This window comes from Streptomyces sp. MUSC 14 (assembly GCF_001866675.1).
Classification (GTDB): Bacteria; Actinomycetota; Actinomycetes; order Streptomycetales; family Streptomycetaceae; genus Streptomyces.
The window spans coordinates 246439-258217 of sequence record NZ_MLYN01000014.1 but is presented as its reverse complement, the minus strand read 5'-3'; the positions used below and the strand labels follow the sequence as shown (position 1 = coordinate 258217).

General features: G+C 71.8%; 5 protein-coding genes and 1 pseudogene. 4 read left to right on the top strand and 2 right to left on the bottom strand.

Translation table 11 applies throughout. The features are described 5' to 3' along the window. Positions 1–3225 (bottom strand): beta-ketoacyl synthase N-terminal-like domain-containing protein (locus BIV25_RS08580; RefSeq protein WP_256255675.1); only part of this gene is annotated, 3225 nt, incomplete at its 3' end. A gap of 308 nt (positions 3226–3533) precedes the next feature. On the opposite strand from BIV25_RS08580, the gene BIV25_RS08575 reads away from it, so the two are divergent. Continuing rightward, complete coding sequence (locus tag BIV25_RS08575; RefSeq protein WP_107486011.1) at positions 3534–6635, top strand: non-ribosomal peptide synthetase; 3102 nt, start codon at positions 3534–3536, stop codon at positions 6633–6635. A 31-nt stretch (positions 6636–6666) separates the two neighbouring features. On the opposite strand, the gene BIV25_RS08570 is transcribed toward BIV25_RS08575, so the two are convergent. Continuing rightward, positions 6667–8694, bottom strand: a complete 2028-nt coding sequence (locus tag BIV25_RS08570; RefSeq protein WP_079176506.1) for an ABC transporter ATP-binding protein — start codon at positions 8692–8694, stop codon at positions 6667–6669. A 200-nt stretch (positions 8695–8894) separates the two neighbouring features. Here BIV25_RS08570 and BIV25_RS08565 point away from each other — a divergent pair, with 200 nt between their 5' ends. The 3 genes and pseudogenes from BIV25_RS08565 to BIV25_RS08555 all read left to right on the top strand — a co-directional run. Then, on the top strand, positions 8895–9932 hold the full coding sequence (locus BIV25_RS08565) for a C40 family peptidase (protein ID WP_071371557.1): 1038 nt from the start codon (positions 8895–8897) through the stop codon (positions 9930–9932). Between the two features lie 114 nt (positions 9933–10046). After that, positions 10047–11264, top strand: a complete 1218-nt coding sequence (locus BIV25_RS08560) for a glycosyltransferase (RefSeq protein ID WP_071371556.1) — start codon at positions 10047–10049, stop codon at positions 11262–11264. A gap of 81 nt (positions 11265–11345) precedes the next feature. After that, a pseudogene (locus BIV25_RS08555) lies at positions 11346–11724 on the top strand (alpha-L-arabinofuranosidase); the annotation flags it as partial. Between the last annotated feature and the right edge of the window lie 55 nt (positions 11725–11779).

Sequence of the window (11779 nt, the reverse complement as noted above, 5' to 3'; positions counted from 1 at the left end):
CTCCACGATCAGATGCGCATTCGTCCCGCTGGCGCCGAAGGAGGACACGGCCGCCCGGCGGGGACGTCCGGTGTCCGGCCAGGAGCGCGTCTCGGTCAGCAGGCGTATCTCTCCGGTGGTCCAGTCGACGTGCGGGGACGGCTCGTCGACGTGGAGGGTGCGCGGCAGCATGCCGTGGCGCATCGCCTGCACCATCTTGATCACACCCGCCACACCCGCGGCGGCCTGCGTGTGCCCGATGTTCGACTTCACCGACCCCAGCCACAACGGCCGCTCCGCGGAACGCCCTTGTCCGTACGTCGCCAGCAGCGCCCGTGCCTCGATGGGGTCGCCGAGGGTGGTGCCGGTGCCGTGGCCCTCGACGACGTCGACGTCGTCGGAGCCCAGTCCGGCGTTGCCGAGGGCCGCACGGATGACACGCTGCTGCGCCAGGCCGTTCGGCGCGGTCAGACCGTTGGACGCACCGTCCTGGTTGATCGCCGAACCACGGATCACCGCGAGCACGGGATGGCCGTTGCGCCGCGCGTCCGACAGGCGCTCCAACAGCAGCAGTCCCACGCCCTCCGAGAACCCGGTGCCGTTGGCGGCGGCCGCGTACGCCTTGCAGCGGCCGTCGGCGGACAGGGCGCCCTGTCGGCTGAACTCGACGAGTGCGGCGGGGGTCGACATGACGGTCGCCCCGCCCGCCAGGGCCAGGGTGCACTCGCCCTGGCGCAGCGACTGCGCGGCCAGGTGCAGGGCGACCAGGGAGGACGAGCACGCCGTGTCCAGCGTGATGGCCGGTCCTTCGAGGCCGAGCGCGTAGGCGATGCGCCCGGAGGCGATGCTGGCGGCTGCGCCGTTGCCGAGGTATCCCTCCAGGTTCTCGGGCGCGCGCTCGTAGAGTCCGGGCCCGTAGCCGCCGTGCATGACTCCGGCGAAGACGCCGGTCCGGCTGCCCTTGAGGGAGGACGGCGCGATGCCCGCGCGTTCGATGGTCTCCCAGGCGGTCTCCAGCAGGAGCCGCTGCTGCGGGTCCATCGCCAGCGCCTCACGCGGCGAGATCCCGAAGAACGCGGCGTCGAACCGGCTCACGTCCTCCAGGAACGCCCCCTGCCGCGCCGACGACGTGCCGGCGCTGCCGGTTTCCTGGTCCAGCAGCCGGTCGAGGTCCCAGCCGCGCTCCGCCGGCAGCGGGCCGACCGCGTCCGTCTCGGCCATGAGCAGGTCCCACAGCTGCCCGGGGGAGTGCGCGCCCGCGGGGTATCGGCAGCCCATGGCGACGATGGCCACCGGCTCGTCCGGGTCGAGGCGTGCCGGTGGCGCGTCGTCGACCGCCGGTGCGGTGTCGAGCAGTTCGCCTGCCAGGTAGGCGGCCAGCGCGCTGACCGTGGGGTGGTCGTAGGCGAGGGCGGCCGACAGCGTCCGGCCGGTCGCGGCGGACAGGCGGTCGCGCAGGGCCACCGCGGCCAGCGAGGTGAAGCCGAGTTCGTGCAGGGCCCGGTCCGGGTCCACCTCCTGGGCGGAGTCGTGTCCGAGCACCTCGGCCACGGCGGAGCGCACCAGGTCGAGCAGCGCCCTGCCCCCGGTCGGCGTCGTGATGTCCACGAGCGGTGCGGCCGTGCCGGATTCCGTCGCGTCGGCGTCGGCGGGCGCCTGGGCGTCCGGCCGGTGGCCGACCGCGGGGTTCACGGTGAGCAGTGTGGCGGGCAGCGCGGCCAGTTGTGCGCGGGCGATCTTCCCGGCGGCGTTGCGGGGGATCTCCGCGACCGTGTGGAAGGTGTCGGGGACCTTGAAGTAGGAGAGTTCCCGGCGGCAGGTCTCCAGGAGCGTGCGCGGGTCGATGCCTTCGGGGCCGGGTACGAGGTAGGCGACCGGGACCTCGCCGAGCACGTCGTGTGCCTGACCGGCCACGGCGGCGTCGGCCACGCCGGGCACCCGGGCCAGGACCTCCTCGACCTCCCGGGGGTGGATGTTCTCCCCGCCGCGGATGATGAGTTCCTTGACCCGGCCGGTGATGGTGAGGTAGCCGGCCGCGTCCCGGCGGGCGAGGTCACCGGTGCGGTACCAGCCGTCGCGGAGCACCTCCGCGGTCTCCTCGGGCTGGTTGTGGTAACCGAGCATGAGGGCCGGGCTGTTGACCCACACCTCGCCCTCGTCGCCGCCGACGGCCTCTTCGCCCGTGCGGGGGTGTGTGAGGCGCAGGCCGAGTCCGGGCAGCGGCAGCCCGCAGGAGCCCGGGACATGAGGTCCACCGGGCGCGTGCGTGGTGATCGCTCCCCCGGTCTCGGTGCTGCCGTAGCTGTCCAGGAGCCGGATGCCGAAGGTCGCTTCGAAGGCCTCGTGGAGGGACGCCGGGCAGGCGGAGCCGGCCACCATGCACACCCGCAGGTCCGGCAGTCCCGTGCCGCTCTCCCTGGCCACGTCCACCATGCGGTGGAAGAGCGTCGGTACGGCGACCAGGAAGGTGGACCGGTCCTCCCGTGCGGCGGCCAGGATCTCGTCGGGTGCCGCGCCCTGCATGATGTGTGCCGTGGCCCCGACGGCCAGTACGCCGAGCACACCGATGTTGTGCGACACCGCGTGGAACAGCGGCATCGGCCACAGCACCCGGCTGTCGGCGGCCATGCCGAGAATGGGCGCGTTGCACACCGCGGTCGCCCACAGCGAGGCCCGCTGGGTCGACACCACCCCCTTGGGGCGGCCCGTGGTGCCCGAGGTGTAGAGCATCCAGGCCGGTTCGTCGAGGCCGAGGTCGTCGCGCGCCGGGCTGTCCGGCTCCGTGGTGGCGAGGGTGTCGAAGTCGGGGAGCCCGCCGGGCGCCCGGCCGGGTCCGGCCACGACGACACCGACCGTCTCGCCGCGCCGGGCGATCCGGAGAACCTGTTCCGCCCCGGCGGCCGCGGTCACGACCAGTACGGCGCCGCTGTCGTCGACGTGGTGGGCGAGTTCGGCGTCCGTGGACTGCGGGTTGACGGGGACGCCGACGGCACCGGCGCGGGCGACGGCGACGTAGCTCTCCACCATCTCGACGCTGTTGTTCATACGCAGCAGTACCCGGTCGCCGCGCCGGACGCCCAGGTCCGCGAGGTGTCCGGCGAGTCGGCGCGTGCGTCGTTCCAGTTCCCCGTACGTCACGGAGCGCCGTGCGTCCCGGAACGCGGTCTTCTCCGGGAAGCGACGGGCGTGGTCGGTGAGCAGCTCGTGCAGCGGCCGGATCAGGTCAGTACGCAACGTGACGCTCACGCCTCTCGGTTTCCAATCGCGTGGGGAACGGAAGTGCGGTGCCGCCGACAAGCCGAACGGTCGTGCCGCGCACGGGCCTTCAACACGCCGCAGCATGGAATTGCAGCGTCAGTATCGCCACGACCCCGTTAGGGGTTTGCCTAGTAGTGCCGCGCCGGGTACGTACGGCTCGGCCGGGCCCGTTTCCCGGGTGAGGCGATGGTGAAACCGGTGTGTTGGTTCCCCGTAACTCCTAGGAGGACCCCCAGTTCCCGGCGGCCGAAAATACGCGGGCCCGGCTCCACGGTGGAGCAGGTCCGGAGGCCAACATGAGTCCCATTTCTCGACAGCAGCACGGCTACCGCAGGGCGATGTCCGCCGGCGAGTGGCTCTACGCGGGCATGGCTCCGCGCCACTCCAACATGGTCCAGTACGTGGTGGAGGGCTCGGGGACGATGGACGAGCGCCGGCTGGCCGACGCCGTCGCCCGCGCCGCGCAGGCCAGTCCCGGTACCAGACTGGTGCGCGACGGCCGCCAACTCGTCGACAGCGGTGTTCCGCCGCGGGTCCGGGTCATGGAGGCGGGCTCGTTCGACCGACGGCTGCTGGACGCGCCCGCGCTGCGGGACGTACTGCGCAGTCCGGGCGCCACCTTCGAGGTGCTCCTCTTCCCGGGCGGCACGCAGGGTCCGGACTCCGCGGAGACGGCCGTCACCGTCGTCTTCCGGGCCTCGCACGGTGTGACGGACGCCCGTGGGCTGATGCTGTGGATCGAGGACGTGTTCCGGGTCCTGCGGGGTGCGGAGCCGTCGGGCGCGCCGTCCACTCTGAGCAGAGACGAGTTCCTGGAGGAACTGCACCTGCCCGGTGGGCTGCCGCCGATCCCCCGCAACGTCGGTGAACTGGCCTGGTCCTCGCCGCTGGGCCCGTTGCCGCGCAAGCCGTCCGGAATCATCTGGCGTCGGCGGTCGGTCGACGGCAGCCACCCGGCGGCGACGGCGAAGGTGGCCGCGGCGGTGGCCGCGGCCTACGGCCCGGACGGCAACGGCCGCTTCATGGTCCCCGTCGACCTGCGCCGGCACGCACCCGGGACCCGTTCCACGGCCTGGCTGTCGCAGGCGTTCGTGCTGGGCGTCGATGCCGGGGACAGCTGGCAGACTGTGCACGGACGCGCCCTCAAGGCGCTCGCCGACGGCGCGGAGCTGGCGGTGCGCACCGACCCGAAGATGCTGAAGACCCCGCTCCCGCTGATCCGGATGTTCTCCTCGGCGGTCGACCGGACCGCCCTCCGGAAGAACCGATACTCCGCGCTGTCCTTCATCACGCATCTGGGCACGTACGACCTCGCGTCCTTCGACGCGGACGACTTCACGGCGACGGCCCTGTACCCGCTGGGCGGTACGGGCCCCGGCGCCCCGCCCTCGATCGACATGGCCGAGAGCGGCGGCCGTACCGAGGTGACCCTGACGTGGCAGGACGGGCCCGGTGTCGCGGAGCGCGCGCGGGCGCTGCTGGACGTGGTCGAGGAGGCCCTGTCGCCCCGGGCGAACCGGGTGTGGGCGGGTAACGACACCGCGCGGGAGCTAGAGTCGAGTGCTTCGGTCGTGCGGCGCTTCCGCGAGCAGGTGCGGCGCACGCCGGACCGTGTCGCGCTGAGCGGCCCCGAAGGACCGGTCACCTACGGCGAGTTGAGCCGGCAGGCCGACGCGGTGGCCAGGGCACTGCGGGACCGGGGCGTGGGTCCCGGCACGGTGGTGGGGCTGCTCGCGGACCGTTCGGTGGCTCTGCTGGCGGGCCTGTGGGGCGTCCTGCGGGCAGGTGCCTGCTATCTGCCGTTGGACGCACAGCATCCGGACGCCCGGCTGTCCGGGCTGTTGTCGGATGCCGGGGCGGCGTACTGCCTGGTGCAGGAGGCCCACGGGCACCGGGTGGTCGTACCGGAGGGCTGCGAGCGGCTGGCGCTCGGCGAACTGACGGCGTCCGGCGGCCCGGACAACGGCGACGCAGCGCCGTTCGCGGACGCCGAGGTGTCCCCGCGGGACCTGGCCTACGTGATCTACACCTCCGGCTCGACCGGCCGGCCCAAGGGCGTACAGATCGAGCACGGCAGCCTGACACACTATGTCGAGTGGGCCACGCGGGAGTTCGGGGTGGCCGCGGAGACGCGGTTGCCGCTGATCACCTCCCCGTCGTTCGACGTCACGGGCACGTCGGTCTTCCTGCCGCTGCTGGCGGGCGGCGAGGTCGTCCTGATGCCGCAGGAGCCGAGCCATCTGTCGCTGCGGCAGTTGCTGCAGTCCTCCGGTGCCACCATGCTCAACCTGACACCGTCCCATCTGGACCTCATCGGGCGGCTCGACATCGCGCCGAGCGGCTACCGCAGCGTGGTCGTCGTCGGCGAGCAGCTGCGGGTGGAAGTCGCCGCGCGGGCGCAGGAGATGTTCGGGCCGCGGTGCCGGATCATCAATCTCTACGGTCCCACCGAGGCGACGATCGGCTGCACCACCCACACCTTCAGGGCCGGCGAGGACACCGGCATCGCCGTACCGATCGGGCTGCCGGGCGACAACACGCAGGTGCATCTGTTCGACGCGGGCCGCCGGTTCGTGGCACCGGGCGAGGTGGGGGAAATGTACCTGGGCGGCACGCAACTGGCCCGTGGGTACCTGGGCCGTCCCGATCTGGACCGTGAGCGCTTCGTCCGTCTCGCCGACGGCAGCCGGGCCTACCGGACCGGTGACCTCGCCCGTGTGCTGCCCTCGGGCGGCCTGGAGTTCGTCGGGCGCATCGACGACCAGGTGAAGGTGCGCGGCCACCGGGTCGAGCCGACCGAGGTGGCGCGCACGCTTGAGGACCATCCGGGAGTGACCCGGGCGGTGGTGATCGCCAGGGCCCGGCCGGGGAGCATGTCGAAGGCGTTGTACGCGTACGTGGTCACCGGCCTGGCGGCGGACGAACAGGATTCCCTCATCGAGGAGTTGATGGCGTACGCCGCGGAGTGCCTGCCTCGGTACATGGTTCCCGCGTCGATCACGGCGTTGCCCGAACTCCCCTACACGGTGAGCGGCAAGGTTGACACGAAGGCCCTTCCGGACGCCTTCGCGCAGGCTCCAGGGGCCGCTGCGGACGCGGACGCGGCTCCGCAGGGGCCCCTCGATCCGCTGGAGGAGGCGGTGGCCGAGGTGTGGGCGCACACCCTCGGGGTGGAGCGCTCCCGGCTGGAGGGCCGCTCGGACTTCCACCGGCTGGGCGGGGACTCGCTGTCCCTGCTCACCATGATCGCCGGGGTGTGCCGGTCCGTGCTGGACGCCGAGGGAGAGGAGGCCTTCATGGCGGAACTGGCGCAGATCGTGGGAGAGCCGACGCTGGACCAGGTGGTCACCCTGTGCCGGAAGGTGACGTCGTCGCCGGACGCGGCTGACCGCCCCTGATCCGGTACGGGGCGGCGCGGGGCCGCCGCGGTCATGCCGGCTGCTCCTTCTCCGCGCCCGCCTCCCCTTCCTTCTCCGCGTCCTCGTCCCCTTCCTTGTCCCCTTCCTTCTCCGTGCCGGCGCGCTGAGCGGGGATGGCGCGGTCGTTCTGCAGGAGCCAGAGTTCGCGGAACAGGCCGGGCTCGGTGGTGAGTTCCTCGAAGGTTCCGGTCTGGATGATCCGGCCGTGGTCCAGGACGACGATCCTGTCGGCGATGGCCACGTTGGCGAGCCGGTGTGTCACGAGGACGACGGCGCGGTCCTCGGCGACCTCGCGCAGGCCGGTGAAGATCCGGTGCTCGGCGCGGGCGTCGAGGGCGCTGGTCGGTTCGTCCATGACCAGGAGTCCGGCCGGGCGGTGGAAGGCGCGGGCGATGGCGATGCGCTGCCACTGTCCGCCGGAGAGTTCGACGCCGCCGAACCATTCCCGGGCGAGCAGGGTGTCCAGGCCGCTTCGGAGGTGGTCGACGACTTCGTGGGCTCCGGCGCGTTCGGCCGCCTGATGGACGGTCCGGTCGCCGCCGTGGGGCTGTCCGAGGGTGATGTTCTCGCGAGCCGTGAGGGGCCAGTGGGCGAAGTCCTGGGGGACGACCGCGGTCTGCTGCCACAGGGCGTGGGGGTCGAACTCGCCGGTGTCGCGGCCGTCCCAGGTGACGCGCCCGCGGGTGGGCAGGTACAGGCCGGACAGGAGTTTGGACAGGGTGGTCTTGCCGGATCCGTTCTCGCCGACCAGGGCGAGGACTTCGCCGCGGCGGACCTCCAGCGTGACGCCGTCCAGCGCGGGCTCGTCGGCGCCGGGGTAGACGTAGGTGAGGTTCTCCGTCCTGACGGTGTCCGGGGAGGCGGGAGAGCGGGTCCCGCGGTCCATGCGGTGGCCGCCGGCTTCCTCGATGAAGTCGACCCAGTCGTCGAAGTACAGCCCGGTGCGGAAGAGCTGGGTGCCGTAGCCGACGAGGCCGCGCAGGGACGAGCCGACGGTGCGCAGGGCGAACACCGCGGTTCCGGCGGAGGCCACGGACATGTGGCCGGTCGCCAGGAGGGCCGCGAGCGCGCTCCAGACGACGAGGGAGCCGACCCCGCCCGCGAGGGCGCCGAGGAGCTGGAAGCGGCCTCCCCGGTTGATGGCGGTGTCGGTGATGGAGTCCACGCGGGCGCCGATCTTCCGGTACAGGCCGAGGAGGAAGGGGGCCATGGTGCCGGCCCGGACCTGGTCGGCGGTCTCCTTGTCCACGATGTACCAGCGCAGCAGGGCGAGGATGCGCCGCTCGGACGACATGGCGCGGCTGGCTTCGTACGTGACCTGGGCGCTCTTCATGCTGGCGAGCCCTTGCGGGAGGACGGCCAGGAGGAGCAGCGGGAGGAGGACCGGGTGCAGGGCGGTCAGGACGCCGGCGGCGGCGATGATGGAGGCCAGGCAGGCCATGAGCTGCTGGGACTGGGTGATCAGGTCCTGGGCGAGTTCGGCGCCCCGGTCGGCGTTGTCCCATCTGTCGTTGAAGCCCGGCTGGTCGTAGGCGGTCAGCTCGGCCGCGACCGCCGCGTTCAGCATCTCCAGCTCGGCCTCGCGGGAGATCCGCGGGGACAGCCGCCAGGACAGGTTCGTGATGGCGATGGCGAGCAGAGCCCGGGATCCGGCCGCGACGGCGAGGGCGGTGATGGCCGGGGCGGCGCTCGTGAGCCGGTCCTGGATGTGCCCGGAGGCGACCAGCGCGGTGATGGTGCTGGTCGTGGCCACCAGGCCGAACGCTTCCAGAGCGGCCGACAGCCCCTGACAGGTGAGCAGGCAGACGACGGCCCGCCGGTCGATCTTCCAGGCGAGGGCCAGGGCGCGGCGCACGAGGTACGGAAGGCGCCGGGCCATGCCCCACGTGGTGGCCGGGTGGCGGCGCAGGACGGTGAGCCGAGGGGACTCGAACCGGAGTTCCTCGGCCGGTTCGTCGGCGGCGGGTTTGCCGGAGGCGGGTTCGTCGGAATCACTGGCTGCGCTCAAGTCGGTCCTTTTCGCCGTGAAGTTGGGCATGCCAGAGTGCGCCATACCGGACGTTCCCGGGAATGGCGCAAGCCCAAGATCCACTCGAACTCGTGAACCGCGCGGCGTGTCGGCGCACACATCGAGCAAGATCCTTCATGCAAACATTTGATCTCTCCATGGGAAAGTCATTAAGGTCTTGCTCCAGTCCTCGCTCAGGTGATCACTCAAGGCAGAAGGAGCGCACCCCTGTGGCGTCCCATCGTCGACCCAAGCAGCCGAGCCGCACCCGTGTGACCGTGCTGACCACCGCGGCCGCCGCTGCCGTCGTGCTCAGCGCGAACGCCGCCGACGCCGCCCCGAGTGAGAAGCTCGGCAAGGACGAGGTCAAGGCGAAGGTCGACAAGCTCTACGAGCAGGCGGAGCAGGCCACCGAGAAGTACAACGGGGCCAAGGACAAGCAGCAGAAGCTGCAGAAGGAGGTCTCCACCCTCCAGGACGGCGTCGCGCGGGGTCAGCAGGATCTGAACAAGCTGCGCGACGGCCTGGGTTCGCTGGCCACCGCCCAGTACCGCTCCGGCGGCATCGACGCCTCGGTCCAGCTCTTCCTCTCCTCCGACCCGGACGACTTCCTCGACAAGGCCTCCACGCTCGACCAGTTGAGCGCCCAGCAGGTCGACGCCCTGAAGAAGATCCAGGGCAAGCAGCGTGAACTCGCCCAGGAGCGCGCCGAGGCCACCGAGAAGCTCAAGGACCTCGCCGCCACCCGCACCGAGCTGGGCACCAAGAAGAAGGAGGTCCAGAGCAAGCTCGCGGCGGCCCAGAAGCTGCTCAACACCCTGACCGCCAAGGAGAAGGCCGCGCTCGCCACGGAGCAGGCGCGGGCCGACCGCTCCGCCACCGCGCGCGTGGACCTCGGCAACGACAGCTCCCCCTCCGGCCGCGCCTCCGCCGCCTTCGCCGCCGCCCAGAGCCAGCTCGGCAAGCCCTACGTGTACGGCGCCACCGGCACCGCCTCCTACGACTGCTCCGGCCTGACCTCGTGGGCGTACGCGCAGGCCGGCGTCTCCATACCGCGCACCTCCGAGGCCCAGACGGGCGCCGGGACCCGCCTCACCCGGAGCCAGCTCCAGGTCGGCGATCTGGTCTTCTTCTTCAACGACCTGCATCACGTCGGCCTGTACGCGGGCAACGGCCAGATCCTGCACGCCCCCCGGACCGGCACGGTCGTACGGTACGAGTCGATGGACACCATCGGCGGACCGTTCATGTTCGGCGTCCGGGTCTGAGCGGTCCGTCCGCGATCACGGACGGACCGGCCGACGGCGCGCTGGGTGTGCGTCACATCCCTGTCGTGCGCGTTCCGTTCCCTTACCTTCTGTGCCAGCACAGAAAGGTTTGTCGTGCGGGTACTGTTCACCACGCTCGGTAGTCCCTCCCACGGCCGCGCCCAGTTGCCCCTGGCCAGGGCGCTCGCGGCGGCCGGCCACGACGTGCTCGTCGCCACCGCCCCGTCGCTCGTCCCGCTCTTCGCGCAGGACGACGTCCGGGTGAGCGCCTGTGTCGGCGAGTTCTCCGTACGGTCCTTCATCACCGCGGACGTGCTCGCGCAGGCGTCCCGGAGCAGTCCGGAGGGCGAGGCGCGGCACGGCCTGCTGGAGCGGGCCATGCTCCTGGCCATGTCCGGGCCGATGGCCGAGGTCCTCCTGGAGCGGATCCTGCCGGTTGCACGGGAGTTCCGCCCCGACCTGATCCTCCGTGACGGCATGGACCTCAGCTCCTGCCTGACCGCGGAACACCTCGGCGTCCCGCAGCTGCCGACCCCGTCGGGCGCCGGCAACACCGTCGATCCCGCCCAGGTGCTGCCCCGCCTCAACGCCGTACGGCGGGAACAGGGGCTGCCCGACCGGGAGGACCCGCTGTCGATCGTCCCCCACGGGCGTATCGACTACGTACCGGCGGCGTTCTCGTTCGCCCGGCACCTGCCCCCGTCGTGGGCGTACCGGCAGACCGTGGCCGTGGAGCACCGGTCGGTCCTGCCGCGCTGGATCGCGGAACTGCCCACCGACCGCCCCCTGGTGTTCGCCGCGCTCGGCACCGCGCTCCCGATGATCCGGGAGCAGACGGCCGCCGCCCCCGCCCAGGAGCAGCTGCCGGTCCCGCTGCCCGACCCGGTGGTGACGCTGCGGTCGATGATCGAGGCGGCCGGACGGCTGGAGGAGTGCACGGTCGTCGTCGCCACCTCGGGTCTCCCGGCGGACACCGAGGGCCTGCCCGCGCATGTGCGCGTCACCGACCGGGTGCCGCAGCCCCTGCTGCTGGAGTCCGTCGACGCGTTCCTCACCCACGGCGGCTTCAACAGTGTCCGCGAGTCGCTGCGCACGGCCACCCCCATGGCGGTACTGCCCCAGTTCGGCGACCAGTTCAGCAACGCGCACCGGGTGCAGGAGCTCGGGCTCGGCCGGCCGATCGACGACAGCACGCCGGACGGCATCGCCGCGGCCGTACGCGAGGTGCTGACCGATCCGCGCATCCGCGCCCGGACCCGCGAGGCCCGGCTGGCCATGCTGGCGCTGCCGGAAATCGAGAGTGCCGTCGAGGACCTGAAGAAACTCGCCTGAGATCATTGACGCGATCATGGCCGCGCCTTACGTCCTGAGCGACCATCCGAACCATGTTCGACATATCGAGCATGCCGTCGTGTGCTGAGCCTCGGCGACGCCACGGACTACGGCCTGCACCTGGCCGTCAGCCAGGACGCGCTGGAATGGACACCGCTGAACCAGAACGACCCCGTCGTCACCCCCACCGAGGGCGGCCTCGGGCTGCGCGACCCGTTCGTGCTGCGCAGGCAGGACGGCACGTTCGTCGTCCTCGCCACCGGTCTCAAGGGCACCGACTGGAACTACGTCAGCCAGTACATCCACGTCTGGTACCCGACCGGCCTGGGCGCCGGAGGCGTTCTGGGACGCGGACCGGGTCCAGTACGCGGTGATCTACTCGGCCGTCGACGTGGGCGGCGTCGACTACCTCTGCTTCAAGAAGAACCAGACACTGGTGGACGCCCGCTCCACGTCGCTCGCCCAGACCACGTCCTGCGCATCGACCCGATCTCCACGGCCACGGACCGGCAGGA

Coding starts and splice junctions, on each gene's coding strand:
- BIV25_RS08575 (WP_107486011.1), top strand. CDS start 3,534: ATGAGTCCCATTTCTCGACAGCAGCACGGCTACCGCAGGGCGATGTCC.
- BIV25_RS08570 (WP_079176506.1), bottom strand. CDS start 8,694: ATGCCCAACTTCACGGCGAAAAGGACCGACTTGAGCGCAGCCAGTGAT.